A 23,932-nucleotide genomic window follows, 5' to 3' on the forward strand; every position below is an offset into this window, starting at 1 on the left:
CGACTGCTCTTGACAGCCGCACCTCTCCTCCGGCACGATTCATTATAACATCCTATCGTCATTCCCTCCGAGTGCGGCCGATGCGGCCGTCGAGCCCGCGGACCGGGCCGGAGGACGATCAGTGGAGAGGGAGAGGGTCTGTGAGAAGAACGTCCCGATATGTCGCGCTGCTGCTGCTGGCGGTCTGCGCGCTCGTCGTCGCCGCCTGCGGGTCCAGCGACGACGACAAGGGGGCATCGACCGCGAGCGGGGGAGGCTCCGGCGACAAGGTCAAGATCTCGTTCCTGACGCATTGGGCGCCGGAGACGGTCAGAGCGTTCGAGAGAGTCACGGCCGCCTACACGGCCGACCACCCGGACGTCGAGGTCGAGATCCGCGCGGTGCCGTTCGCCGATCTGCTGACGACGCTGCGCTCGCAGGCCGGCGGCGACAACGGGCCGACGATGGCGAGCATCTACGACCTCTGGCTGCCCGAGCTGGTGCGCGACGGCGTCCTGTCGAGAGCGCCCGCGGCCAACGCCGCCGAGGTGACGAAGGAGTGGCCGGCCAACCTCGCCGGCGCGGCCAGCGTCGACGGCAGCACCTACGGCTACCCCAACGAGGTCGACCTCTACGCGCTCAACTACAACAAGGCGCTCTTCAGAGCGGCCGGCATCGCCGATCCCCCGAGAACCTGGGACGAGCTGATCGCCGACGCGAAGAAGCTGACGAAGAAGGACGGCGACCGCATCACGCAGCAGGGCTTCGGCCTGATCAGCTCGTGGGCCGCCGGCACCGTCCACCCGTTCACCTCGCTGCTCTACTCCAACGGCGGTGAATTGATCGCCGACGGCAGAGCCGCGCTCGACTCCCAGCAGGCCGGCGAGACGTTCGACCTCGTCGACCAGCTCGCGAACAAGGAGAAGGTCTCCAGCGCGCAGATGAGCACGGCCGACGCGAACACGACCGGCCCCTACCTGGAGAACTTCGTCTCCGGCAAGACGGCGATGATCATCATGGCCAACTGGTGGGAGTCGGCGCTGAGAGCCGGCATGAGAGGCAGATTCAGCGACATCGCCACGGCGCCGATCCCGGTCGGCCCCAGCGGCGACGCCCCGCATTCGGTCTCCTACTCGTGGCTGACCGTCGTCAACGGCAAGGCCGGCGAGGCCGAGCAGAGAGCGGCGTGGGAGTTCCTCGCCTACCTCAACTCGCCCGAGTCGGGCGAGGAGGGCCACTCGGCGATGGCGGCGCTGCTGCAGTCGATGGGCATCCTGCCGAGCCGCACCTCCGACCTGGAGGCGTACAGAGGCGACCTCAGCCGCGAGTTCCTGAAGGCCTACGTCGAGGAGCTTCCGAACGCGAAGCCGTTCCCGATCGTGCTCGGCGGTCAGGAGTTCACGGAGTCGCTGCAGAGAAACCTGGAGGCCCTGCAGGCCGGCCAGATGAGCGCCGGCGACGCGCAGGAGCGCTCGCAGGCGGACGCCGAGTCGGTCCTGGAGACCGCCGCCGGCTGATGACGCACCGCGCGGGCGGGACCACCCCCAAGCTCCCGTCCGCGCTCTGCCTCACCTTCTGAATTCACATGCGCACTGCACGACAAAACTGGTGGGCCGCAGGGCTCCTGGCACCGAGCGTCGGCCTGATCGGCGTCTTCGTGCTGATCCCGATCGTCCTCACGCTGTGGCTCTCGCTGCACAGATGGTCGACCGCGACGCCGTTCGGCGACGCCGAGTGGGTCGGCCTCAGAAACTTCGACGCGCTCTTCAGCTCCGCGCTGGTCGGGCGCGACTTCCGCCAGGCGCTGCGCAACACGTTCGTCTACGCGGGCCTCTCGATCGCGCTGCTGATCCCGCTCTCGATCCTCTTCGGCGTGATCGTCCACCGCGCCGCGGTGCGCGGCACGACCTTCCTGCGGACGGTCCTGTTCGCGACCTACTGCGTGCCGATGATCGCCGTCGCGATCGTCTGGTCGAAGCTCTACTCGCCGACCGAGGGCCCGGTCAACCAGGCGCTCGGCTGGTTCGGCATCGGCCCGCAGCCGTGGCTGTCGGACACCGGCACCGCGCTGATATCGCTCGTCTTCCTCAACGTCTGGCAGCAGCTCGGCTACTTCACTGTGCTGGTCGTCGCGGGCCTCACGCAGATCCCGCCGTCGGTCTACGAGGCGGCCGCGCTCGACGGCGCCCGCAACGTCAAGCTGCTGTTCAAGATCACGCTGCCGCTGCTGCGCCGCACGCTGCTGTTCTGCGTCGTGATCGCGCTGATCAACGCGATCCAGGTGTTCGAGCCGGTCGCGACGATCACCCAGGGCGGCCCGGTCGGCTCGACCAACGTCCTCACCTACCACATCCGCCAGGTCGGGATCGAGCGCTCGCAGGGCGGCCTCGCCTCCGCGATGGCGGTCACGCTGCTGCTCGCGCTGATGGCCGTCGTGACGCTCGTGTTCGCGCTGATGCGCAAGGGAGACGACCGATGACCCGCCGCGTCAGCATCACCCGCCGCGCCGCGCTGCTCAGCTTCATGCTGATCGCCTGTGTGATCACCGCCTTCCCGATCCTGTGGATGGTCGCGACCGCGTTCAAGTCCTCCGACGAGGCGCTGCAGACGCCGCCCGTGTGGGTCCCCGGCCACCCGACGACCGACGCCTTCAGCGCGGTCAACGACGTGATCGACATCCCCCGCAGCTTCATCAACTCGCTGCTGATCGCGGGCCTCACGACGACCGGCATCCTGCTGACCTCGCTGCTGGCCGGCTACGTCTTCGCGAAGTACCGCTTCCGCGGCAAGAACGCGCTCTTCGCGGTGCTGATCGGGACGATGTTCCTGCCGCCGATCGTGACGCTGATCCCGCTCTTCCGGATCGTCACCCAGCTCGGCTGGGACGCGTCGCTGGTCGGCGTGATCGTGCCCAACCTCGCCAACGCCTTCGGCATCTTCCTGATGCGCCAGTTCATCGCCGGCGTCCCGGACGAGCTGATCGAGGCGGCGCGGCTGGACGGCGCGAGCGAGCTGCGGATCGTCTTCCGGATCGTCGCGCCGAACGTCCTGCCGGCGCTCGCGGCGCTGGCGATGTTCGCCTTCGTCTACCACTGGAACAGCTACCTGTGGCCGCTGACGGTGCTGCAGGGCAACGAGCAGGCGTCGCCGATCGTGATCTCGCTCGCGCGGCTGCTGACCTACACCGGCTCGGCCGCGAACACGCCGCAGGTGATGGCCGGCGCGACGCTCGCCGTGCTGCCGCCGCTGATCCTGTTCGTGATCCTGCAGCGGTTCTTCGTCAACACGATGTCGCGCGCGGGGATGACCGGCTGATGTCGCCCGTGCTCGGCATCGACCTCGGCGGCACGCGCCTGCGCGCGGCGTGGTCCTCACAGCCCGGCGACGCGCCGCGCGCGCTCGGGGAGGAGCCGGCGCCGCGCTCGGCCGGCGACCTCGGCGCGCGCGTCGCCGCCTACGCCCGCCAATTGCCGCAGCCGCCGACGGCGATCGGGCTGACGATCCCCGGCCTCGTCGACGGCACCGTCTGCCGCTGGGTGCCGAACCTGCCGTACCTCGACGGCGTCGACCTCGCCAACCTGCTGAAGCCTGTTTTTGCTGACCCACCCACCCAGCACGGCCACGTCGTCGCGGGCAACGACGCGCAGCTCGCGCTGCTCGCCGAGGCGGCCGACGGGGCCGCTTCCGGGACCCGAGATGCGATCCTCGTGGCCGTGGGGACCGGGATCGGGTCGGCTGTGCTCAGCCAGGGGCGGATCGCGCGCGGCGCGCATGGCGGCGCGTGCTCGTTCGGCTGGGCCTGCGCCGATCTCTCAGATCCCGGTGACGAGCGACTCGGCTGGCTCGAGCGCAACGCCTCCGGGACGGCGCTCGACGCGGCCGGCGCGACGTTGGATCCTCCGCGCGACGGCGCCGGCCTGATCGCGGCAGCGCGCGCGGGCGACGCTGCGGCGCTGCGCGCGCTGGAGCCGGCGGTCGCCGCGCTCGGCGCGACGCTCGCCGGCGCGGTCGCGCTGCTCGACCCCGAGGTCGTGCTGCTCGCCGGCGGCGTCGCCGCCGCGACCGACGTGCTGGAGCCGCTGCTGCGGGAGCAGCTCGCGCCGCGGCTGCCGCGCCACCTGCGCGCCGTCCCGGTGCGCGCGGGCGCTCATGGACCCCGTGCCGGCATCGCCGGCGCGCTGATCGCCGCGCATCGCGGCCCGACCTGGTGGGAGCTTCACAGATGACTGCGAAAAGCTGCGGCCTGCGGCCTTGCTTTCCGTGGACGAACTCGCCTGGCGGCTCGTTCATCCGGCGGAGAGGGGATCTTCGATGAGCGTTCCTCCTCTCGGTCCGCTTGACCGCAGCCGTCCGGAGCCGCTCTGGCACCAGCTGGCCGAGGCGCTGCGCGCCCGCATCACCGCCGGCGAGTGGCAGGCCGGCTTCCAGATCCCGACCGAGGACCAGCTCTGCGAGACGTTCGGCGTCTCGCGCATCACGGTCCGCCAGGGCGTCCGCCAGCTCGAGTCCGAGGGGCTGCTGCGCCGCGACCAGGGGCGCGGGACGTTCGTCCGCGACGCGCGCCTGATCGCCGGCGACTCGGGCCTCACCAGCTTCACCCAGGAGGTCGTTCGGCTCGGCGCGAGAGGCAGATCGCGGCTGCTGGGCGCGACCGTCGTGCCGGCCAGCGAGGCGGTCGCGATCGCGCTCGGGATCGCCGAGGGCGACGACGTCAACCAGATCCGCCGCCTGCGGATCGGCGACGACGAGCCGATGGGCGTGCAGACCGCGCACGTGCGGATCGACCGCGCCCCCGACCTCCACATCGCAGACCAGGACGACGCCTCGCTCTACGAGCGGCTGCGGACCGTCTACGGGATCGTGCCGAGAGAGGCGATAGAGGTCTATCGCGTCGGCTCGGCCGGCCCCGACGACGCCGCGATCCTCGAGATCGAGGCAGGCACGCCCGTCTTCATCGTCGAGCGCACGACGCACGACCACGAGGGTCCGTACGAGTTCACCGTCTCCACCATGCGCGGCGACAAGTACGAGATCCGCTCGACGCTCCGCACCTTCTAGCCCCACCCGAAAGGACCCACCACACCATGGCGAACCTGTACCTGCCGCGACTCGTCGCGCTGCTCGAAAGAGCTGGCGAAGTCAACAGCGAGGCGCTGGAGCAGGCCTCCGCCGCGATGGCCACGTCGATCGCCGGCGGCGGCCTCGTCCACCTCTACGGCTCCGGCCACTCCGTGCTCCCGGCACAGGAGATCTTCCCCCGCTACGGCTCCTACGTCGGCCTCAACCCGCTGACCGACCCGCGCGTGATGTGGCACAACGTGCTCGGCGCCGGCGGCGTGCGCGAGCTGCTGTGGCTGGAGCGGACCGAGGGCTACGCCGAGAAGTTCCTCGCCCACCAGCCGATCAACCCCGGCGACGCGCTGATCGTCTTCGGCCACTCCGGCCGCAACGCCTCCGGCATCGAGACCGCGCTGTACGCGAAGAGACGCGGCCTGTTCGTGATCGCGATCACGGCGAAGGCGATGCTCGACCAGCCGGCCAGACACTCCTCCGGCAACCGCCTGCCTGACGTCGCCGACGTCGTGATCGACACCTGCGCGCCGGTCGAGGACGCGATCGTGGACGTCGACGGCTGGTCGCGCCCGGTCGCCGGCTCCTCGACGGTGCTGGCGATGTCGCTCGCGCACGAGCTGGTCGCGCGCACGGCGACCTCGCTCGCGGAGCGCGGCGTCGAGATGCCGACGTTCGCCTCGCCGACGGTGCCGGGCGTGACGCTGACCGACACCGACGAGGTCTACGGCATCTACCGCGAGCGCATGATCGAGGCGCAGAGCAAGCACCTCGCGTCGTTCAAGGAGGAGATGAAGGGGTGAGCGGATCCGCCTCCCGGACGGGCGGCGGGGCCCCGGGCGCGCCGCGCGCCGGCGCCGGCGCGACGCCGGGCCTGCTCGGCGTCGCGATGGCGGTCGAGATCGAGCAGACGCCGGCCGTCGTCGACGGCGCGCTGGCGGCGGCGGGGGAGTGGACGCGCGCGCTGCGCGCGGCGCTCCCGTCGCCGTTGCGCGGCGTCGCGCTGACGGCGCGCGGCTCGTCCGACCACGCGGCCGCGTACGGCCGCGTGCTGCTGGAGAGCGCGCTCGGCGTGCCGGCGTGGTCGACGGCGCCGTCGATCGCGACCCGCTACGGGTTGACGACGCGGCTCGACGGCGTGCTCGCGATCGCGGTCTCGCAGTCGGGCGCGACGCCCGAGATCGTCAGCGCGCTGGAGCGCCAGCGCGTCGGCGGAGCGGTCACGCTCGCGATCACCAACGACCCTACGAGCCCGCTCGCCCGCGCCGCCGACGTGGTGGCGCCCCTGGGCGCCGGGGTCGAGACGGCGGTGCCGGCGACGAAGACGTTCACCGCGACGCTGCTCGCGTTCGCGCTGGCAGCCGAGGCGCTCGACCTCACGCGGGACGCGTCGGGCGCGCGCGGGGCGTCCCTCATCGACGACCCGCCGCGCGTCCCGCTCGACCCCGCGGCGGTGTCGGCGGCGGTGCGCGCGTGCGTCGCCGACGGCGACGCGGTCCTCCCGCTCGCCCGCGCGGTCGCCTCCGCCGACGTCGCGCTCCACCTCGGCCGTGGTCCGCTGCTGCCGATCGCGCGCGAGGCGGCGCTGAAGCTGATCGAGACGACCGGCACGGCGCAGCTCGCCTGGTCGACCGTCGACGTCCGCCATGGCCCGCTCGCGCTCGCGCAGCCGGACCGCCCGGTCGTGCTCCAGCACGTCCGCGGCCCGGTCAGCGAGGACGCCCGCGAGGTGGCCGCTCTGCTGGCGGCCCGCGGCGTCCCCGTCCACGTGATCGGCGACCCGCTCGACGCGCCCGGCGACGACGTGCCCGGCGCCACCGCGCCCGCCGCCATCGCGCCCGGCGCCGCCGCGAGCGGTCTCCACGTCAGCGTCCCCGGCGAGCTGCCGGAGCACCTGCGGCCGCTGGTGCACGCGGTGCGGCTGCAGCAGCTGTCGCTGGCGGTCGCGCGCGAGCGCGGCGTCGACCCGGATCACCCGCCCGGCCTCTCCAAGGTCACCGCGACCGCCTGAGCGCGTCGACCTCTGTGAGATCGGAACCCTTATAGGGCCCCGATTTCACGGAGTCGCGCGTCCGACACCGGCCGCGGCGGCGACGCGGAGGCGGTGGAGCGCCAGCGTCGGGCAGGCGTCGGCGGCGCGGCGGGCGAGCGCGGCCAGCTCGGGCGGCACCTCGCCGCCGTTCGCGAGCAGCGGGTAGCCCCAGTCGTCCAGCTCGATCAGCTCCGGCAGCAGCTCAGCGCACAGCCCGTGCCCTGCGCACGCGATCGGATCGACTTCCAGCCGCTCGGCCTGGTGTCCATCGCGGCTCATGCAGCCACCTCCTCGGGTGTCGCGGCGTGCGCGGGCAGCGGCAGCAGCGACGGTGCGGCGCAGCGCTCGCAGGCGCCGTGGCGGACGTGGTCGTCGAACTCGGCGGCGAAGACGCGCAGGGCGCTCGCGAGCATCCGCAGCGCGCCGTCGGGATGGCGGCAGGCGCCGCGCCCGTCGATTTGCCCGCACCAGCGGCGCACGCGCGGCAGCGGATCCTCGCGCGGCCTGCGCGGCGCCGACAGCGGTTCCAGCGCGGTCGCGATCGCGTCGAGCCCGTAGAGGCACGGTCCGCATTGCCCGGCCGACTCGTCCGCCAGCCAGCGCATCAGCCGCACCGTCTCCGCGACGCCGCAGGAGCCGGCCGGCAGCGCCACGATCGCGCCGCAGCCGACGGTCGCGCCGAGCGGCCGCAGATCGGCCTGCAGCAGCCGCACACGCCCCGCCGCCGCCCCGTCGACCCACCCGCCCGCATAGCCGCCGACGAGCAGCGCGCGCACACCCGCCCCACCATTTGCGTCACCCTCGCCGCGATGTGCGTCGCTCGCGCCGCGATTCGCGTCGGACGCGCCGCGATTTGCGTCGGACGCGCCGCGATTTGCGTCACTCGCGCCGCGATTTGCGTCGGACGCGCCGGGCATGAGCTCGCTCAGCGGCGTGCCGAGCGGGACCTCGCGGACGACGGCGGCGTCGAGCGTGACGAGCGTCGTGCCGGGCTCGGCGGCGGTGCCGGCGGCGCGGAACCAGTCGGCGCCGTGGGCGGCGATCAGCGCGAGCTGGGCGAGCGTCTCGACGTTCTGCACGAGCGCCGGCCGGGCGCCCTCCCACGGCCGTCGCACGGTCGGCAGCGGCGGGCCGCCGGCGAGCGCGTTCAGCACGGCCCGCTCCTCGCCCGCGACGAAGCCGGCGGGGACGGGGAAGACCTCCACCGGCACGCGATCGCGTCCGGCGGCGGTGCGTTCCGCCAGCGCGGTGGCGAGCGCGGCGCGGGCGCTGCCTGCGCCGGCCCGTACCGCGACCACCGCCCGCTCGGCGCCGAGCGCGAGCGCGGTCAGCTGGAGGCCGTCAAGCACGAGGTGGGGGGAGCGGGTCAGCAGCGTGCGGTCCTTGCCGCTCGCGGGCTCGCCCTCGCTGCCGTTGGCGACGACGAACGGCGCCCGCCGCGCCTCCGCGAGCGCGCGCAGCTTGCGATCGGTCGGGAAGCCGGCACCGCCGCGCCCGCGCAGCCCGGCGCGTTCGGCGAGGTCGGCCAGCGCCCCGGCGCCGAGCCCGCTCTCGAGCGCAGGCAGCCCGTGCAGCGCCAGATGGTCGCCGAGCGCCACCGTCCCGCGCCCCGGCCCGGCCATCAGCCGCGGTGTCGAGGCAGTCATCGCGCCACCGCCCGCGCTCGCGTGCGGCCCGTGGAGGTCGTGCGGCCGGCGGCGGGCGGGGCCGGCGGCGACGGGTCGCCGCGCAGCACGCCGAGCCGGGCGACGACCGCCGCCGCGACCGTCGCGCAGCAGAGCGCGATCACGGCCAGCAGCCAGACGCTGCCGCTGTCGCTGCCGGTCCCGATCGTGTGCACGAGCGCGATCGGCCAGCAGGCGTACGCCGCCCAGTGGATCGCGCGCCAGGTGCGGTGGCCGATCCGCTGCCGCAGGATGCCGCTGATCGCGAGCGCCAGCAGGATGTCGAAGGCGACCGCGCCGAGGCCGACGAAGAAGGTCCGGTAGCCGGAGGCGAACGGCACGACCGCGTCGATCCAGCGCACGTCGACGTAGCCGTCGAGCACGGTCGTCGCGACGTGCACGCCGACGAAGACGAGCGCCAGCAGCGCGGCGCTGCGGTGGATCGCGTCGAGTGCGAAGCGGGGCCAGCCGCGCGCCTGCAGCCGCAGCACGCCGGCGACGCCGAGCGCCATCGTCGTCGTCAGCAGCAGGAAGGCGACGACCCCGGCCCCGCGCGTCGCGAGCCACATCGGGGAGATGCTGGCGAAGAGCGTCATCACGCTGCCCCTTCCAGCGGCGTGAAGCGCACGCGCGGAGCGCTGCCGGCCGCGCGGCGCGGCGGGTTCGGCCAGGCGCCGACGTGGAGCGTCGCGCCGTTGCGCGCGACCAGCCGCGCCGGCAGCCCCAGCGCGGCGAGCCAGCGGGGTGCGTCGGCGCCGCGGACGAGCGCGGCGGTCGCGGCGGCGTTGGCGTCGACGCAGGAGGCGGCGGCGACGGTCGCGGTCCGCCACGGCGTGCGCGCCGGCAGGCCGCTGCGCGGGTCGATCACGTGGTGGCGCAGCTCGCCGCCGGCGACCCAGCGGCGGACGGTCGTGCCGGAGGTGGCAAGGCCGCCGACGCGTATCGCGATCGTCTCGCCGGCGCCCGCGTCGTCGGCCTCGGCGGCCACGTCGCGGTGGTCGTCGCGGACGCGCACCGTCCAGCCGCCGTCGGGCGCTTCGCCGGCGATCGCGACGTCGCCGCCGAGCGCGACCAGCACGCCCGCGCCGGTCCGCAGCTGCGCGGCCCTCGCGGCATGGTCGGCCGCGAGCGCCTTCGCGCTCGCGCCGAGGTCGAGCTCGACCCCGGCCGGCACGCGCACGATCCCGGCCAGCTCGTCGACCTCGACCTGCCGCCAGCGGGGGATCTCGGCGCGCGCGTCAGCGGGGGCCGGCCGCGCGGGGGAGGCGGGCGCGTCGTCGTTTGCGGAGCCGGCGCCGTCCCCCGGCCGGCGCGGGCGCTCGCTGCCCGCGCCGGCCGGCGCGCTGGCTGGGTCCGCAGGCGCGGCCAGCAGGTCGAAGTCACGGTCGTAGCCGGCGCGGCGCAGCGCGGCGCCGAGCGCCGGGTCGACGAGGCCGTCGGTCGCCCGCGCGACCCGCAGCGCGACCGCGACCGCATGCGCGAAGGTGCGCGACACCGCGACCGGCGCGCCGCCGGCGGCGTTCACGGTCGACAGCTCGGAGTCGTCGCGGAAGCGGCTGCAGGCCAGCTCGAAGGCGGCCAGCTCGCGCTCGACCGCCGCCCGCGCGACGGGCAGCGCGCGCGGGTCGGTCACGACCAGGCGCGCCGTCGAGCCGAGCGCGCGCCAGCTCGCCGTGGCTGTCGCCGGGGCGCTCATGACGCACCCGACGAGGCTTGCGGCGTGCTGCTCGACGACTGCGGGGAGGAGGACGGCGCCTGCAGCGTGGCGCCGCTCTGCGACTGCGTCGACTGCTCGTTCGAGGTCGAGCCGGAGGTCGAGGAGGTCGACGACGAGCCCGTCGTGGAGGAGGCGGTGGTCGACGTGGTCGAGCCGGTGTCGCGCGCCGCGAGGCCGGCGAAGGCGCCGGTCAGGATGACGGCGCCGCCGACCATCCAGCGGCGTGCGGTGCGCACGCGCTGGAGGCCGGCGTCGCGGCGGGAGGCGCGTTCGGCGGCCGGCTCGCTGCCGGCGCCGGCGTCGCCGCGGGAGGAGCGGGGATCTGGCGTCTCGGACATGAGAACAGCGTCCGCCCGCCGTGCAAAGAAGCCCTAAGCGGAGCCTCAGAGTTGCCTGGGAGCGCGCGGCGCGTCAGCGCTCGCGCTACTGCTCGCGGCAGTCGCTGCAGGCGCCGTGGAGCACGACGTCGTGCTCGTCGACGGCGAACGAGAGGCGTCTGGAGACCTGCTCGATCGCCTCCTCCAGCGACGGGTCCTCGAACGGCTCGATCGTGCCGCAGTTGTCGCAGACGAGGTGGTGATGGTGGTCGCCGTCGGGCTGGTGGCGCTCGTAGCGCGCGATCCCCTGGCCGACCTCGATCTTCTGCACCAGTCTCAGCTCGGTCAGCAGCTCGAGCACGCGATAGACGCTGGCGCGGCCGACCGCTCTGCCGCCGTCGCGCAGGCGGTCGTCGATCTCCTGCGCGGTCAGCGCGCAGTCCTGCGCCGCCAGCAGCTCGACGACGGCGTTGCGCGCGCCGCCCTTGCGGTGCCCGGCGTCCGACAGCGTCGCGAGCGTGTGCTGCTGCCAGTCGAGGCTGGGATGCAGGTGCGAATGGGAGTGCGCGTGCGGCTCCATCACCTCCGATGCTAGCGGCCGGAGAGGCACCGCAGGGCTGCGAGACTGGTTCTCATCTAGACTCGGCAGCCGTGTTCGAGGCGTTCGACTACCCGTTCATGCAGAGAGCGCTCGTCGAGCTGCTGCTGCTGTCGCTCGCGGCCGGCACGCTCGGCACCTGGATCGTCGTCCGCGGCCTCGCCTTCTACTCCCACGGCGTCGCCGCCGCGGCCTTCCCCGGGCTCGTGCTCGCCGACGGCCTCGGCTTCAGCGCGACGCTCGGCGCCTTCGGCGTCGCGCTGCTGTTCGCGCTGACCGTCGGCCAGCTCGCCGCGCGCACCAGCAGCGGCCATGACGCGCTGACCGCGCTCGTGCTCGTCGCCGCGCTCGCGATCGGCGTCGTGCTCGCCTCCGACGTGTTCGAGTCGGGTGCGAACGTCGAGACGCTGCTGTTCGGCTCGCTGCTGGCGATCGGCCCCGACGACGTCCGTCTCGCCGCGCTCGTCGCCGTGCTCGCGCTGCTCGCGACCGCCGTGCTCGGCCAGCGCTGGCTGGCGGTCGGCTTCGACCCGGCCGCGGCGCGCGCGCTCGGGATCCGCTCGCCGCTGGCCGACCTCGTGCTGCTGGTGCTGATCGCGCTCGCCGCGGTCGCGACGCTGTCGGCGGTCGGCACGCTGCTGGCGACCGCGCTGCTGGTCGTGCCGGCGGCGACGACGCGGCTGCTGACGAAGCGGCTGCTGCCGTGGCAGGCGGCGACGGTCGTGCTGGCGGCGGTCGAGGGGACGGCCGGCCTGTGGCTGTCGTTTGAGACCAACGCCCCGCCCGGGGCGACGATCGCGGTGATCTCCGGCGGCCTGTTCGCGCTCGTCGCGCTCGGCCGCGCCGCCGCCGGCGCGCTCGCGCACGCCCGCGCCCGCAAGGTGGCGGTCGCGTGAGCGAGCAGCCGAAGCGGCCCGCGCCCGGCGCCGAGCCCGCGCCGCCGGCGCCGCCCGCGCCGGAACGCAGAGCCACCCTCGTCGCCGCCGAGCACCTCGCGGTCGGCTACTCGGCCGCGCCGGTTCTGCAGGAGGTCGAGTTCCAGCTGCGCGCCGGCGAGCGGATCGGCGTGCTCGGTCCCAACGGCGGCGGCAAGACGACCCTCTTCCGCGCCCTGCTGGGCGAGCTGAAGCCGCTCGCGGGCGAGCTGCGCGTCGCCGTCCGCGCCGGCACCGTGCCGCAGACCGAGCGCTCGCGGCTCGACTTCCCCGTCAGCGCGCTCGACGTCGCGCTGATGGGCGCGATCGCCGGCCGCCCGTGGTGGCAGCGGCCCGGCCGCAGAGAGCGCGCCGCCGCCCACGCGGCGCTCAGACGGGTCGGGCTCGACGGTCTCCACGACCGCTCCTTCGGCGAGCTGTCGGGCGGCCAGCGCCAGCGCGTGCTGGTCGCGCGGGCGCTCGTGCAGGACGCGCGCGTGGTGCTGCTGGACGAGCCCTTCACCGGCCTCGACAACGTCTCGACCGCGCGCCTGGAGCAGCTGCTGGACGAGCTGGCGCAGGAGGGCCGCGGCGTGCTGATCGCGACCCACGACGTCGAGCAGGCGCGCGCGTGGGATCGCGTCCTCTGCCTCAACCGCCGCCAGATCGCGTTCGGCCCGCCGGCGCAGACGCTGTCGCTGGAGGTGCTGGCGAGCACCTACGGCGGCTCGATCGTGACGCTGGAGGAGCGCGACGGCGAGCGGCTCGCGATCCTCCCGCCGCACCACCATCACCACGACCACTGAGCCGCGACCGTGGACGTCCTGACCGACCCCTTCAGCGCCGGGATCATGCAGCGCGCGCTGCTGGAGATCCTGATCCTCGGCGCCGTCGGCGGCGCGCTCGGCTGCTGGATCGTGCTGGCGGAGCTGTCCTACGGCGCCGAGTCGCTCGCGCACGGGATGTTCCCCGGCCTCGTGATCGCCGCGCTCGCCGGCATCCCGCTGCTGCTCGGCGGCGCGATCGGGATCGTCGTCGCCGCGCTCGCCGTCGCGCTCGCGGGGCGGATCCCCGGGATCGGCCGCGACAACGCGGTCGCGGTCGTCGTCACGACCCTGTTCGGCCTCGGCGTGCTGCTGGCGCTCAGCCCCGACGTGCCGCCCGGGATCCAGGGCCTGCTGTTCGGCGACATCCTCGGCACCTCCAAGCGCGACCTGATCGCCGGCGCGGCGCTGGCGGCGGCGCTGCTGGTCGCGCTGCGGCTGATGCACTGGCGACTGCTGGCGGTCGGCTTCGACCGCACCAGCGCGCGCTCGCTCGGCGCCTCCCCGCTGCTCGCCGACGCGGTCCTGCTGGTGCTGATGGCGGGCGCGGTGCTGGTCGCGGTGCAGGGGCTCGGCAACCTGCTCGTGGTGGCGGTGCTGGTGGCGCCGGCGGCGGCCGCGCGGCTGCTCTGCCGGCGGCTGCTGCCGATGATGGCGGCGGCGGTCGCGATCGCCGTCGTCGCTGGGATCGCCGGCCTCTACCTGAGCTACTACGCGAAGGTCGCGGCCGGCGCCTCGGTCGCCGGGCTGATGGTCGCCGCGTATCTGCTGGCGCGGCTCGGCGCGCTGGCCGCGAACGTGACGGCGCGCACGTAGATCCTTGCGCCGCTGGCTACATTGAATCCATGCGATTCCTGACTCGAAAGACCGACATGGTGGACGCCGAGCGCGCGCTGGTTGGGCGCGAGCAGGCGATTCCGACGGCGACGACGCACACGGTGCTCGGAACGCCGCTGAAGCCGCCCTTCCCCGAGGGCTACGAGACGGCGATCTTCGGCCTCGGCTGCTTCTGGGGCGCCGAGCGCGTCTTCTGGCAGGCGCCGGGCGTCTACACGACCGCGGTCGGCTACTCCGGCGGCATCACGCCGAACCCGACCTACGAGGAGGTCTGCTCCGCGCAGACCGGCCACACGGAGGCCGTGCTGGTCGTCTTCGACCCCGCCAGAACGAGCTACGAGCAGCTGCTGAAGCTGTTCTGGGAGAACCACGACCCGACCCAGGGCATGCGCCAGGGCAACGACGTCGGCACCCAGTACCGCTCGGGGATCTACTACACGAGCGAGGCGCAGCACGAGGCGGCGCTGAAGTCGCGCGACGCCTTCCAGCAGAGACTGCAGCAGTCCGGCTACGGCGAGATCACGACCGAGATCGCCGCGGCGAGAGCGTTCTTCTACGCCGAGGACTACCACCAGCAGTACCTGCAGAAGAATCCCAACGGCTACTGCGGCCTCGGCGGCACGGGCGTCTCCTGCCCGATCGGCGTCGCCGCCGCATAGACCCCAAGGAGGTCAGATAACCGACATCGTTCGTTTGAGAACGGTGTGGAACGCTGGGAAGTTGTCGTCCCGGCGCTAATGCCGAGTGCCCTCGCGGCCGATAGGCCCGGCAAATGGGCACTATCGGGACCGAGGGGGACGAGGCCGGGCTTGCCGACGCCGGGCTGCTCGTCAGCGCCGTCTACCAGCCGGTGATCGAGCTGGCGAGCGGCGGGGTGGTCGGCTATGAGGCGCTCGCGCGCGGCCCGCAGGGCGGCGAGCTGGAGCGCCCCGACAAGCTGCTGTCGGCCGCGCGCCGCGCCGGCCTGCTCGCGCAGGTCGACTGGGAGTGCCGCCTGGCGGCGGTCTCCGGCGCGCTCGACGCCGGGCTCGACCGCTCGACGACGCTCTTCCTCAACATGGAGCCGGAGGCGGTCGGCCCATCCGCGCGCGGCGACGGCCGCACGCCGGAGCTGTGGCAGCGGGCCGAGCAGGCGCTGTCGGTCGCCGTCGAGCTGCCGGCCGGCGCGCTGCGCGCCCGCCCGCGCGAGCTGGTGCGCGCCGCCGACGCCTGCCGCGACCGCGGCTGGAGGGTGGTGCTCGACGACGTCGGCGCCGACCGCGGCTCGCTCGCGCTGCTGCCGCTGGTCGCGCCCGACGCGATCAAGCTCGACCTGCGCGCCGCGCGCGCCGCCGACGCCGGCGCGCCCGCGCTGAGCGACGTCGCGACCGCCGTCTGGGCCGAGCAGGAGCGGACCGGCGCCGCGATCGTCGCCGAGGGGATCGAGACCGAGCGCCAGCTCGAGCAGGCGCGCGGGATCGGCGCGACGCTCGGCCAGGGCTGGCTGTGGGGCCGTCCCGGCGCGCTGCCGGCCGAGCGCGCCGCCGCCTCGCCGGACGTGCTGCCGCAGGGCGGGATCGCGCTGACCGGCACCCCGTTCGAGCTGGTCAGCGCGACGCGCCCGCCGCGCGAGGGCAGCGCCGCGGTGCTGGCCGCGATGAGCCGCCATCTCGAGCAGCTCGCCGGCGGCCTCGGCGCCGGCACGATCGTCTTCGCCTCCTTCCAGGAGGCCGCCAACATGGGCGCCCGCGTCCGCAACCGCTACCGCCAGCTGGCCGCCGACGCGACGCTCGTCGGCGCGCTCGGCGCCGGCCTCGGCCCTGCGCCGGCGGTCAACGTCGTCGGCGCCGACCTCGCCGCCGACGACGCGCTGCGGCAGGAGTGGACGGTCGTCGTGCTGGCGCCGACCTACGCGGCCGCGCTCGTCGGCCGCGACCTCGGCGACGACCCGCTCGTCACGCCCGCGAAGGAGCGCCGCTACCGCTTCGTGCTGACCCACGACCGCGACCTCGTCGTCGCGGCCGCTCGCTCGCTGGCGGCGCGCCTGGGGTGAGCATGGGGCGGCTGTGCGACATCACCCGCCGGCTGGCGGAGGACCCGCGCGACGAGGGCGTGCTGATGAACGTCACCTCGGGCCTGATGTGGTTCTCGGCAGGGATCGGCGGCACGCTCGCGCTGGCGCTGCCGGGCACGTCGCACGACCACCTCACGGTGCTGCTGGGCCTGTCGCTGACGGCGTTCGCGTGGGGCGCGCTGCTGATGTCGCTGCGCTTCCCGAAGCCGGGGACCTGCCTGGAGCTGCGCGCGGTCACGACCGCGGTGCTGATCGCCGTCGTCGGCGTCGCGCTGTGGGCGACCGGCGGCGCCGACAGCTTCCTGCAGCCGATCCTGCTCTTCACCGGCCTCCACGTCGCCTACTTCTACCCGCCGCGGCTGGCCTTCCCGCTGCTGCTGCTGTTCGTCGCGACGTACGCGACGCCGCTCTTCTACGACGCGAGCGCGATCGACGACGCCTACCCGGCGCGGGTGCTTCTGTTCACCGTCTCGCTCGGCTCGACCTACGCGATCATGCGGCTGCTGAAGCGGCGCCTGGTCGCGGCCGAGCAGCACCAGCGGGCGATGGCCGAGCGCGACGCGCTGACCGGCCTCGCCAACCGCCGCGCCTTCGACAGCGCGCTGCTGACGGCGGTCGAGCAGCGCGACCGCCACGGCCGCTCGGCGGCGCTGCTGCTGATCGACTTCGACGACTTCAAGGCCGTCAACGACACCCACGGCCATCCCGTCGGCGACGAGGTGCTGCGGACGGTCGCGGCCGCCTGCGAGCCGCAGGTGCGCGGCGTCGACTGCCTCGCGCGGATCGGCGGCGACGAGTTCGCCGTGATCGCCCCGGGCGCCGGCGCGGTCGGCGCCGAGCGGCTGGCGGGCGCGCTGCAGACGGCGATCGCGTCCGCGCCGCACGTGTCAGGGATCGGGCCGATAGCGGTCACGATCGCGTGGGCGACGGTGCCCGACGACGCGACCACCGCCGAGCACCTCTTCCGCGTCGCCGACCGTCGCCTGATGGACCGCAAGCGCGAGCGCAAGCAGCACGCCCCGCGCAGACTGCGCGGCGGCGTCCGGCTGCGCCCGCTGCCGCGGATGCCCTGACCTGCCCTGACGGCCGCGCGCCTCCCCGCGCGGCCGCTTCGCCCGCCTACGCCGGTGCGGCCGCCCCGAGCTGCGTCCGCATCGCGGCGCCGACCCGTCCCAGCCACGCGACGGTCGCCCGCAGGTGCTCGGACTCGGCGTCACGCACCATCGCGGCGGCGAGCGCCGGCCAGGCGGCGTTGCGCTCGGCCAGCTGCTCCAGCGGCGTCGCGTCGGCGTGCTCCTCCAGCCGGCGGCGGCAGATCTGCTCCTGCTCGGCGACCAGCTCCAGCAGCCGCGGCAGGTCGTTCTTGCGCGACAGCGCGAGCTTCAGGTGCAGCTCCTCGCGCAGCGGCGCGAGCGCCGACGGCTCCTTCATCCACTCGTCGAACCGCTCCATGCCCCGCTCCGTCGGCTCGTAGACGACGCGCGGCGCCCCCCGCACCGTCCGCCGCCGCGTCGGCGCGATCGCGTCTTCGGTCGCGATCGGGCGCACGAGCCCGTCCTGCTCCAGCTTGTCGAGCGCGACGTAGATCGCGCCCGCGTTCAGCTGCCAGCCGGGCCCGATCTGCTCCTCGAACCGCTGCACGAGGTCGTAGCCGTAGCCACGCCGCTGCACCAGCAGTCCGAGGACCGCGTATTTCACTGACATGCCAAGCCTCGCACCTGGTGAATTCCCCTTGCTCGCCCCGTGGAACGCGAGCGTATCTCAAGGTCCCGACGCCCGCCAGCGATCGTGCCCCGGGGCTTTGGCGTGGGAAAACGCGTTCGCACACCCGCGAGCGCCCGCGCGATCTGGCGCCGCTGGGTCGCTCGCTACGCTCCTTCGATGCCACGACCCACGCTTCTCCGCCTCGTCCCGGTCCTGCTCGCGCTCTCCGTCGGCGTCGCCGCCTGCGGTGGCTCCGACGACCCCGAGCCGGCCGACGCGACGGTTGCGAGACCGCGGACGACCGCGACCCAGCAGACGACGACGGTGCCGACGAGAACCATGACGACGCCGACGGTGACGACGCCGCCGCAGACGACGACGGCCTCGCCGCAGACGACCACGACCGCCCCGCCGCAGACGACGGCGACGACCCCGCCCGACGCCGGCGGCTCGACCGTCCCCAGCGACGGGCCCAGAACGACGCCGCAGGACAGCGGCGGCGCCGCGACGCCGGCCTCGTGCGGCAACGTCGCCGGCGGCTTCATCTCGGGCGTCCAGGCGACCGGCGCCGACTGCGGCGAGGCGACCGGCGTCGCCAGCGCCTGGATCGACGCGATCGGCGAGGCCGGTCCGGACGCCGACGTGAGCGCCGCCGGCTTCGCCTGCAGCGGTGCGCTCAACGGCCAGAAGACGAGCGTCACCTGCACCGGCGAGGGCGGCAAGCGCGTGACGTTCAGCGCCCAGCCGTAGCGAGCTGCGAGCGGCGCCGCGCCCGGCGCTGCTACTGTCGAAGGCACGGGCGGCACCGTGCCGCCCGTGAGGTTCTGGTCTTCGAGGTGCGCCCAAGCGCGATTCGGGTCAAGGAATCTCCCGAATCGTCCGCGTGCACGAGCAGGCATCCCGCCCGCTCGCCGCGAGAAGGAGCACCAACAGAATGTCCATGTCCTTTGCCGATCTCGGCAGTTCGAACGCTGTCGTCAACGCTCTCAGCGAGCGCGGGATCGACACCGCCTTCCCGATCCAGCAGCTCGTCGTCCCGGACGTCCTCGACGGCCACGACGTGCTGATCGAGTCGCCGACCGGCAGCGGCAAGACGCTCGCGTTCGGCGTCCCGATGGTCGACCGCATCGAGGCGACCGACAAGCGCCCGGCTGCGCTCGTGCTGGCGCCGACGCGCGAGCTGGCGACCCAGATCGTCGAGGAGATCCGCGAGCTGGCCCATGCCCGCGCGCTCTCGATCACCGCCGTCTACGGCGGCGTCGGGCTGGAGAGACAGTCGCGCGCCGCCGCCAGATCGCACATCCTCGTCGCGACCCCCGGCCGGCTCGAGGACCTGCTCGCGCGCAGAGCGTTCACGCTCGCGAACGTGAGACTGCTCGTGCTCGACGAGGCCGACCGCATGCTCGACATGGGCTTCCGCCCGGCCGTCGACCGGATCGTCCGCGCGACCAACGAGGACGACCGCCAGACGATGCTCTTCTCGGCGACGCTGAGAGGCGAGGTCGACCGCATCGCCAACGAGTACACCTACGAGGCCAGACGCCACGAGCTGGAGCGCGAGCCGGAGAGAATCTCCGCGATCGACCACCGCTTCCTGCCGGTCCTGCACGAGCGCAAGCTCGACCACCTGGTGAAGGAGCTGCGCCACCACGAGCGCGGCCTGACGCTCGTCTTCGTCCGCACCAAGCGCGGCGCCGACCGTCTCGTCAAGCGCCTGAGAGCGCAGAACGTCGACTCGGTCGCGATGCACGGCGACAAGACGCAGGGCCAGCGCGAGCGCGCGCTGGCGCGCTTCGAGCGCGGTGAGGTCGACGTGCTCGTCGCGACCGACGTCGCCGCCCGCGGCATCGACGTCGACGGCGTCAGCCACGTGATCAACTTCGACGCGCCCGCCGACCGCGAGGGCTACGTCCACCGCATCGGCCGCACCGGCCGCGCCGGCGCGACCGGCGTCGGCATCACCTTCGTGATGGCCGACCAGGCCAGAGACATGGGCAAGGTCGCCGTCGAGCTGGGCCTCCAGCACGAGTTCGCCGAGACCGGCTTCGCCGTCGACGTCGCCCCGCCGCGCCAGCAGCGCCAGGGCGGCGGCGGTGGCAACAGCACCGGCACCGGCCCCGGCCGCAACCGCAACCGCCGTCGCCGTGGCCGCGGCGGCAGAGGCGGCCCGAGCAGCGGCGGCCAGGGCGGCGGCGCGCAGGGCGGCGGCCGCTCCGGCGGCGGCTCGCGCGGCAGCCGCTCCTAACAGCGAGACACGGCGTCCCCGGCGCCGGCGGCCGGTCGGCCGGCGCCGCGTCAGGCGGCGTCGCCGAAGGTCGCCGGCTCGCGCGGCAGGCGGCGGGGGGAGAAATGCGCCTCCAGCAGTGCCGGCGTGACCTGCTCGCCCGGCTCCGCCAGCCCGAGCGAGCCGGCCATCCAGGCGAGCGCGTCGGCCGGCTCCCAGCCGCGCGACGCGTCGAGGTCGGCGAGCGTGACGGCGCCGTGGCGCTTGGCGAGCCGTCTGCCGTCGGGGCCGAGCACGAGCGGCACGTGCGCGTAGGACGGCTGCGGCAGGCCGAGCAGCCGCTGCAGCAGCAGCTGGCGCGGCGTCGAGTCGAGCAGGTCGTCGCCGCGCACGACCTCGCCGATCCGCTGGTCGCCGTCGTCGACGACGACCGCCAGGTTGTACGCCGGCGTGTCGTCGTTGCGCCACAGCACGAGGTCGTCGACGACGCCCTCGACGTGGCCGTGGAGGCGATCGTCGAAGGCGAGCCGCTCGCCGCCGGCGTCGAGCCGCAGCGCCGGTCTGCGTCCGCTCGCCGCGCGCTCGGCTCGCTGCGCGGCCGTCAGCTCGCGGCAGGTGCCGGGATAGGCGCCCTCGGGCAGCGGGCCGTGCGCGGCCGAGGCGGCCTCTCTGATCTCCGCGCGCGTGCACCAGCAGGGGTAGACGCGATCGTCGTCCTGCAGCCGCCGCAGCGCCTCCCGGTGCAGCTCCCGCCGCTCCGACTGACGCTCGACCGGCCCGTCCCAGTCGAGCCCGATCGCGGCCAGGTCGGCGAGCTGCCGCTGCTCGTGCTCCCGCCGCGAGCGGCCCGGGTCGAGATCCTCGATCCGCACGAGGAAGCGCGCGCCGGCCGAGCGCGCGAACAGCCACGCCAGCAGCGCGGTCCGCAGGTTGCCGAGGTGGAGGGTGCCGGAGGGACTCGGCGCGAACCGCCCGTCGCGGCTCATCCGCCGCTCTCGTCCCGGTCGGACCAGCGAGAAGGAGCCTCAGGCGAGTTCTCGCAAGGCGTTCGAGGGCTCTGCCCGCTGAACGCCCCGTGGCGCCCCGCGCCGGCGGCGAAGCGGGCCGCGCCCGGCAGCGCCTCGTGCTCCAGCGCCACGAGGCCGTGGCGCAGCTCGTTCGCGAGCGCCTCCTCCAGCCCGAGGTCGTGCTGCTCGTACGCGGACAGGCGGTCGTGGCGCATGCAGAGCTGAGGGAATCTCGCCAGCTCGCGCGCGAGCGCCTCGGCCGCCGTACGCGCCTCGCCGGGCGGCACGACGAGCGTCGCCAGGCCGATCGCGAGCGCCTCCTTCGCGCTCACGGGCCGGCCGGTGAGGATCAGGTCCAGCGCGCGCCCGAGGCCGACGATGCGCGGCAGCCGCACCGTCCCGCCGTCTATCAGCGGCACGCCCCAGCGGCGGCAGAAGACGCCGAGCGTCGCGTCCTCCTCGACGACGCGCAGGTCGCACCACAGCGCCAGCTCGAGCCCGCCCGCGACCGCGTGGCCGGAGATCGCCGCGATCACCGGCTTGCTCAGCAGCATCCGCGACGGGCCCATCGGACCGTCGCCGCCGGGCTCGACGCGGTTGCCCTCCGCGGTCCCGACCGACTTCAGGTTCGCCCCGGCGCAGAACGTGCCGCCCGCCCCCCACAGGACCGCGACCGACGCCTCGTCGTCGGCGTCGAAGGCGCGGAAGGCGTCGGCGAGCGCCTCCGCGGTCGCGCGGTCGACGGCGTTGCGGACGGCGGGTTCGTCGAGGATCACCGTCGTGACGGGTCCGTCGCGCTCGACTGTGACGGGCATCGCGCGAGCCTAGCGTGCGCCGCGCCAGTCAACCGCAGCCGCCTGCCGTCCGTAGGACATGTCGTGAAGATCGCGATCATCGGCGCCGGCGTCTCCGGTCTCGTCGCCGCCCACCTGTTGCACGGCAGCCATGACGTGACGTTGATCGAGGCGAACGACCACGCCGGCGGTCACACCAACACCGTCCGTGTCGAGAGCGACACCGGCGCCTGGAACGTCGACACCGGCTTCATCGTGCACAACGACCGCAACTACCCGCGCTTCCAGGCGCTGCTGGCGGAGCTGGGGGTCGCGACGCAGCCGGCCGAGATGAGCTTCGGCGTCTCCGACGCGGTCGGCGACTTCGAGTACAACGGCTCCTCGCCGAACGGCCTCTACGCGAAGCGCTCGCACCTGCTGACGCCGTCGTTCCAGCGGATGATCGCCGACATGGTGCGCTTCAACCGCGAGGCGCGCGAGCTGCTGGAGACGAGCCCGCAGACGTGGGATCCGTCGCTGCGCGAGTACCTCGCCGCGCGCGGCTACTCGGACGGCTTCGTCGAGCGGCTGCTGGTGCCGCAGGCGTCGGCCGTCTGGTCCGCCGACCCGGAGCAGATGTGGAGCTTCCCGGCCCGCTTCCTGGTCGAGTTCTTCGACAACCACGGGATGCTCGGCTTCCGCGACCGGCCGCAGTGGCGGACGGTCGTCGGCGGCTCCGCGCGCTACGTCGAGGTGCTGCTCGACCGCCTCGGAGACGAGCGGCTGCGGCTGTCGACGCCGGTCGAGTCGGTCGCGCGCGACGACGACGGGGTGACCGTCACCGCGCGCGGCGGGGAGCCGGAGCGCTACGACCACGTCGTGCTCGCCGTCCACTCCGACCAGGCGCTGCGGATGCTCGCCGACCCGAGCGAGCGCGAGGCCGAGCTGCTCGGCGCGATCCCGTACCAGCGCAACGACGTCGTGCTGCACACCGATCGAGGGCTGCTGCCGCGCCGCCGCCGCGCCTGGGCGAGCTGGAACTACCACCTCGGCGAGCGCACGACCGGCCGCCCGACGGTCACCTACCACATGAATCGCCTGCAGCAGCTCGACGCCGACCGCGAGTTCTGCGTCACGCTCAACCGCGGCGGCGACGTCCGCCGTGAGCACGTGATCGAGGAGATCGCCTGGGACCACCCGGTCTTCACGGCCGCCGGCCGCGTCGCGCAGGAGCGCTGGGACGAGATCGACAACGTGCGGCGGACCTCCTACTGCGGCGCCTACTGGGGCTGGGGCTTCCACGAGGACGGCGTCGCGAGCGCGGTGCGAGCGGTCGCCAAGCTCGGCGGGCGGTCGCTGTCATGACGCGCGCGCCGGCAGCCTCGTCCCCGCCGCGGCCGCGCGTCTCCGCGCTCTACGAGGGTGTCGTCAGCCACCGCCGCCGCACGCCCGTCGAGCACGCCTTCCGCGCGCGGATCTACCTGCTCTACCTCGACCTCGGCGAGCTGCCCGCGCTGTTCGACGGCCATCCGCTCTGGTCGGCGCGGCGCTGGGCGCCGGCGCGCTGGCGGCGGGCCGACTACCTCGGCGACCCGGCGGTCCCGCTCGACGAGGCCGTGCGCGCGCTCGTGCAGGAGCGGCTCGGCTTCCGGCCCGGCGGGCCGGTGCGGATGCTGGCGCAGCTGCGGACGTGGGGAGTCGGCTTCAACCCGGTCGCCTTCTACTGGTGCTTCGACGCCGCCGGCGAGCAGGTCGAGGCGGTCGTCGCCGAGGTCACGAACACGCCCTGGGGCGAGCGCCATGCATACGTCGCCGGGGCCGATGGGAACGATCCGGACATGCTCGTCAGCCGGCAAGCGAAGGCGCTCCACGTCTCGCCGTTGATGGGAATGGAGCAGGAGTACGTCTGGCGGATCGCACGGCCGGGCGAGCGGATCGCGGTCTCGATCGCCAACGAGCGCGACGGCGAGGTCGTCTTCGACGCCGGCCTCGCCCTGCGCCGCCGCGAGCTGACCCGGCGCCGGCTGACGACGACCCTGCTGCGCTTCCCGTTCATGACCGCGCAGGTGCTGGTGCGGATCTACCTGGAGGCGCTGCGGCTGCGGCTGAAGGGCGTCCCGTGGCATGCGAAGCCCGCGTCCCCGCCCGCCGGCGCCGCGCTCGCCGCCGCCCCCGCGCCCGCCGCCGCCCCCGCGCCCGCCGCCGCCCCCGCGCCCGCC

At 74.2% G+C, this 23,932-nt stretch carries 26 protein-coding genes; 17 read left to right on the plus strand and 9 right to left on the minus strand.

The features are described 5' to 3' along the window. Positions 1-140 precede the first annotated feature (140 nt). The 7 genes from Q7L73_RS08550 (at position 141) to Q7L73_RS08580 (ending at position 7,060) form a co-directional block, all read left to right on the plus strand. A complete protein-coding gene (locus tag Q7L73_RS08550) occupies positions 141-1,496 on the plus strand; it encodes an extracellular solute-binding protein (RefSeq protein ID WP_304694105.1) in 1,356 nt (451 codons plus the stop codon). A 68-nt stretch (positions 1,497-1,564) separates the two neighbouring features. Then, entirely contained in the window at positions 1,565-2,458 is an 894-nt protein-coding gene (locus Q7L73_RS08555; protein WP_304694107.1) for a carbohydrate ABC transporter permease, read from the plus strand. Next, the gene (locus tag Q7L73_RS08560; protein ID WP_304694109.1) at positions 2,455-3,294 is read left to right on the plus strand and encodes a carbohydrate ABC transporter permease; all 840 of its coding nucleotides are present in this window, start codon (positions 2,455-2,457) and stop codon (positions 3,292-3,294) included. The genes Q7L73_RS08555 and Q7L73_RS08560 overlap by 4 nt, the downstream gene beginning before the upstream one ends. Next, complete coding sequence (locus Q7L73_RS08565) at positions 3,294-4,205, plus strand: ROK family protein (protein ID WP_304694111.1); 912 nt, start codon at positions 3,294-3,296, stop codon at positions 4,203-4,205. Before Q7L73_RS08560 ends, Q7L73_RS08565 begins: the two co-directional genes overlap by 1 nt. Before the next feature lie 85 nt (positions 4,206-4,290). After that, positions 4,291-5,037: a GntR family transcriptional regulator gene (locus Q7L73_RS08570; RefSeq protein ID WP_304694113.1), complete on the plus strand. Its 747-nt coding sequence runs from the start codon at positions 4,291-4,293 to the stop codon at positions 5,035-5,037. A 26-nt stretch (positions 5,038-5,063) separates the two neighbouring features. After that, positions 5,064-5,852 (plus strand): SIS domain-containing protein, encoded by a 789-nt coding sequence (locus tag Q7L73_RS08575; RefSeq protein WP_304694115.1) that lies wholly within the window; start codon positions 5,064-5,066, stop codon positions 5,850-5,852. Next, on the plus strand, positions 5,849-7,060 hold the full coding sequence (locus tag Q7L73_RS08580) for an SIS domain-containing protein (protein ID WP_304694116.1): 1,212 nt from the start codon (positions 5,849-5,851) through the stop codon (positions 7,058-7,060). The genes Q7L73_RS08575 and Q7L73_RS08580 overlap by 4 nt, the downstream gene beginning before the upstream one ends. Before the next feature lie 45 nt (positions 7,061-7,105). Here Q7L73_RS08580 and Q7L73_RS08585 read toward each other — a convergent pair whose 3' ends face one another. The 6 genes from Q7L73_RS08585 to Q7L73_RS08610 form a co-directional block, all read right to left on the minus strand. Then, complete coding sequence (locus Q7L73_RS08585; protein WP_304694118.1) at positions 7,106-7,360, minus strand: ferredoxin; 255 nt, start codon at positions 7,358-7,360, stop codon at positions 7,106-7,108. Further along, positions 7,357-8,727, minus strand: coding sequence for an NADH-ubiquinone oxidoreductase-F iron-sulfur binding region domain-containing protein (locus tag Q7L73_RS08590; protein WP_304694120.1), 1,371 nt, complete (start codon positions 8,725-8,727; stop codon positions 7,357-7,359). Before Q7L73_RS08590 ends, Q7L73_RS08585 begins: the two co-directional genes overlap by 4 nt. After that, positions 8,724-9,341 (minus strand): ferric reductase-like transmembrane domain-containing protein, encoded by a 618-nt coding sequence (locus Q7L73_RS08595; protein ID WP_304694122.1) that lies wholly within the window; start codon positions 9,339-9,341, stop codon positions 8,724-8,726. The genes Q7L73_RS08590 and Q7L73_RS08595 overlap by 4 nt, the downstream gene beginning before the upstream one ends. Next, entirely contained in the window at positions 9,341-10,441 is a 1,101-nt protein-coding gene (locus tag Q7L73_RS08600; RefSeq protein ID WP_304694124.1) for an FAD:protein FMN transferase, read from the minus strand. Before Q7L73_RS08600 ends, Q7L73_RS08595 begins: the two co-directional genes overlap by 1 nt. Beyond that, a complete protein-coding gene (locus Q7L73_RS08605; RefSeq protein WP_304694126.1) occupies positions 10,438-10,800 on the minus strand; it encodes a hypothetical protein in 363 nt (120 codons plus the stop codon). Before Q7L73_RS08605 ends, Q7L73_RS08600 begins: the two co-directional genes overlap by 4 nt. A gap of 85 nt (positions 10,801-10,885) precedes the next feature. Continuing rightward, complete coding sequence (locus tag Q7L73_RS08610) at positions 10,886-11,359, minus strand: Fur family transcriptional regulator (protein WP_304694128.1); 474 nt, start codon at positions 11,357-11,359, stop codon at positions 10,886-10,888. A 71-nt stretch (positions 11,360-11,430) separates the two neighbouring features. Here Q7L73_RS08610 and Q7L73_RS08615 point away from each other — a divergent pair, with 71 nt between their 5' ends. From Q7L73_RS08615 to Q7L73_RS08640, 6 genes are all read left to right on the plus strand, one after another. Next, positions 11,431-12,273, plus strand: coding sequence for a metal ABC transporter permease (locus tag Q7L73_RS08615; RefSeq protein ID WP_304694130.1), 843 nt, complete (start codon positions 11,431-11,433; stop codon positions 12,271-12,273). Beyond that, positions 12,270-13,097 (plus strand): metal ABC transporter ATP-binding protein, encoded by an 828-nt coding sequence (locus Q7L73_RS08620; RefSeq protein ID WP_304694131.1) that lies wholly within the window; start codon positions 12,270-12,272, stop codon positions 13,095-13,097. The genes Q7L73_RS08615 and Q7L73_RS08620 overlap by 4 nt, the downstream gene beginning before the upstream one ends. A 9-nt stretch (positions 13,098-13,106) precedes the next feature. Then, entirely contained in the window at positions 13,107-13,931 is an 825-nt protein-coding gene (locus Q7L73_RS08625) for a metal ABC transporter permease (protein ID WP_304694133.1), read from the plus strand. A gap of 29 nt (positions 13,932-13,960) precedes the next feature. Then, complete coding sequence (gene msrA, locus Q7L73_RS08630) at positions 13,961-14,611, plus strand: peptide-methionine (S)-S-oxide reductase MsrA (RefSeq protein WP_304694135.1); 651 nt, start codon at positions 13,961-13,963, stop codon at positions 14,609-14,611. Between the two features lie 113 nt (positions 14,612-14,724). Then, positions 14,725-15,984, plus strand: a complete 1,260-nt coding sequence (locus Q7L73_RS08635) for an EAL domain-containing protein (RefSeq protein ID WP_304694137.1) — start codon at positions 14,725-14,727, stop codon at positions 15,982-15,984. Between the two features lie 2 nt (positions 15,985-15,986). Beyond that, positions 15,987-17,078: a GGDEF domain-containing protein gene (locus Q7L73_RS08640; protein ID WP_304694139.1), complete on the plus strand. Its 1,092-nt coding sequence runs from the start codon at positions 15,987-15,989 to the stop codon at positions 17,076-17,078. A gap of 46 nt (positions 17,079-17,124) precedes the next feature. Here Q7L73_RS08640 and Q7L73_RS08645 read toward each other — a convergent pair whose 3' ends face one another. Continuing rightward, positions 17,125-17,709 carry a PadR family transcriptional regulator gene (locus tag Q7L73_RS08645; RefSeq protein ID WP_304694141.1) on the minus strand — a complete coding sequence of 195 codons (585 nt, stop codon included), beginning with the start codon at positions 17,707-17,709 and terminating at the stop codon, positions 17,125-17,127. Between the two features lie 177 nt (positions 17,710-17,886). Between Q7L73_RS08645 and Q7L73_RS08650 the strand changes: the two genes are divergently transcribed. Together Q7L73_RS08650 and Q7L73_RS08655 are read left to right on the plus strand one after the other, a co-directional pair. Then, a complete protein-coding gene (locus Q7L73_RS08650) occupies positions 17,887-18,459 on the plus strand; it encodes a hypothetical protein (protein WP_304694143.1) in 573 nt (190 codons plus the stop codon). A 190-nt stretch (positions 18,460-18,649) separates the two neighbouring features. Beyond that, positions 18,650-19,954: a DEAD/DEAH box helicase gene (locus tag Q7L73_RS08655; RefSeq protein ID WP_304694145.1), complete on the plus strand. Its 1,305-nt coding sequence runs from the start codon at positions 18,650-18,652 to the stop codon at positions 19,952-19,954. Between the two features lie 50 nt (positions 19,955-20,004). Here Q7L73_RS08655 and gluQRS read toward each other — a convergent pair whose 3' ends face one another. Next, positions 20,005-20,919, minus strand: coding sequence for a tRNA glutamyl-Q(34) synthetase GluQRS (gene gluQRS, locus Q7L73_RS08660; RefSeq protein WP_304694147.1), 915 nt, complete (start codon positions 20,917-20,919; stop codon positions 20,005-20,007). Continuing rightward, positions 20,916-21,755, minus strand: coding sequence for a crotonase/enoyl-CoA hydratase family protein (locus tag Q7L73_RS08665; RefSeq protein ID WP_304694149.1), 840 nt, complete (start codon positions 21,753-21,755; stop codon positions 20,916-20,918). Before Q7L73_RS08665 ends, gluQRS begins: the two co-directional genes overlap by 4 nt. A 63-nt stretch (positions 21,756-21,818) precedes the next feature. Here Q7L73_RS08665 and Q7L73_RS08670 point away from each other — a divergent pair, with 63 nt between their 5' ends. Both Q7L73_RS08670 and Q7L73_RS08675 read left to right on the plus strand, forming a co-directional pair. Then, positions 21,819-23,078 carry an NAD(P)/FAD-dependent oxidoreductase gene (locus Q7L73_RS08670; RefSeq protein WP_304694151.1) on the plus strand — a complete coding sequence of 420 codons (1,260 nt, stop codon included), beginning with the start codon at positions 21,819-21,821 and terminating at the stop codon, positions 23,076-23,078. Next, positions 23,075-23,932 (plus strand): DUF1365 domain-containing protein (locus tag Q7L73_RS08675; protein WP_304715525.1); only part of this gene is annotated, 858 nt, incomplete at its 3' end. The genes Q7L73_RS08670 and Q7L73_RS08675, both read left to right, overlap by 4 nt.

The sequence above is a fragment of the Conexibacter sp. CPCC 205762 genome, assembly GCF_030646155.1.
Taxonomy (GTDB): domain Bacteria; phylum Actinomycetota; class Thermoleophilia; order Solirubrobacterales; family Solirubrobacteraceae; genus Conexibacter.

Bases quoted from the DNA above. Each gene is read 5' to 3' on its own strand.
- Q7L73_RS08655 (WP_304694145.1), top strand. From the start codon at position 18,650: ATGTCCTTTGCCGATCTCGGCAGTTCGAACGCTGTCGTCAACGCTCTC.
- Q7L73_RS08585 (WP_304694118.1), bottom strand. From the start codon at position 7,360: ATGAGCCGCGATGGACACCAGGCCGAGCGGCTGGAAGTCGATCCGATC.
- Q7L73_RS08610 (WP_304694128.1), bottom strand. From the start codon at position 11,359: ATGGAGCCGCACGCGCACTCCCATTCGCACCTGCATCCCAGCCTCGAC.
- Q7L73_RS08560 (WP_304694109.1), top strand. From the start codon at position 2,455: ATGACCCGCCGCGTCAGCATCACCCGCCGCGCCGCGCTGCTCAGCTTC.
- Q7L73_RS08665 (WP_304694149.1), bottom strand. From the start codon at position 21,755: ATGCCCGTCACAGTCGAGCGCGACGGACCCGTCACGACGGTGATCCTC.
- Q7L73_RS08645 (WP_304694141.1), bottom strand. From the start codon at position 17,709: ATGTCAGTGAAATACGCGGTCCTCGGACTGCTGGTGCAGCGGCGTGGC.
- Q7L73_RS08565 (WP_304694111.1), top strand. From the start codon at position 3,294: ATGTCGCCCGTGCTCGGCATCGACCTCGGCGGCACGCGCCTGCGCGCG.
- msrA (WP_304694135.1), top strand. From the start codon at position 13,961: ATGCGATTCCTGACTCGAAAGACCGACATGGTGGACGCCGAGCGCGCG.
- Q7L73_RS08555 (WP_304694107.1), top strand. From the start codon at position 1,565: ATGCGCACTGCACGACAAAACTGGTGGGCCGCAGGGCTCCTGGCACCG.
- Q7L73_RS08590 (WP_304694120.1), bottom strand. From the start codon at position 8,727: ATGACTGCCTCGACACCGCGGCTGATGGCCGGGCCGGGGCGCGGGACG.
- Q7L73_RS08595 (WP_304694122.1), bottom strand. From the start codon at position 9,341: ATGACGCTCTTCGCCAGCATCTCCCCGATGTGGCTCGCGACGCGCGGG.
- Q7L73_RS08575 (WP_304694115.1), top strand. From the start codon at position 5,064: ATGGCGAACCTGTACCTGCCGCGACTCGTCGCGCTGCTCGAAAGAGCT.
- Q7L73_RS08570 (WP_304694113.1), top strand. From the start codon at position 4,291: ATGAGCGTTCCTCCTCTCGGTCCGCTTGACCGCAGCCGTCCGGAGCCG.
- Q7L73_RS08640 (WP_304694139.1), top strand. From the start codon at position 15,987: ATGGGGCGGCTGTGCGACATCACCCGCCGGCTGGCGGAGGACCCGCGC.
- Q7L73_RS08600 (WP_304694124.1), bottom strand. From the start codon at position 10,441: ATGAGCGCCCCGGCGACAGCCACGGCGAGCTGGCGCGCGCTCGGCTCG.
- gluQRS (WP_304694147.1), bottom strand. From the start codon at position 20,919: ATGAGCCGCGACGGGCGGTTCGCGCCGAGTCCCTCCGGCACCCTCCAC.
- Q7L73_RS08635 (WP_304694137.1), top strand. From the start codon at position 14,725: ATGGGCACTATCGGGACCGAGGGGGACGAGGCCGGGCTTGCCGACGCC.
- Q7L73_RS08605 (WP_304694126.1), bottom strand. From the start codon at position 10,800: ATGTCCGAGACGCCAGATCCCCGCTCCTCCCGCGGCGACGCCGGCGCC.
- Q7L73_RS08650 (WP_304694143.1), top strand. From the start codon at position 17,887: ATGCCACGACCCACGCTTCTCCGCCTCGTCCCGGTCCTGCTCGCGCTC.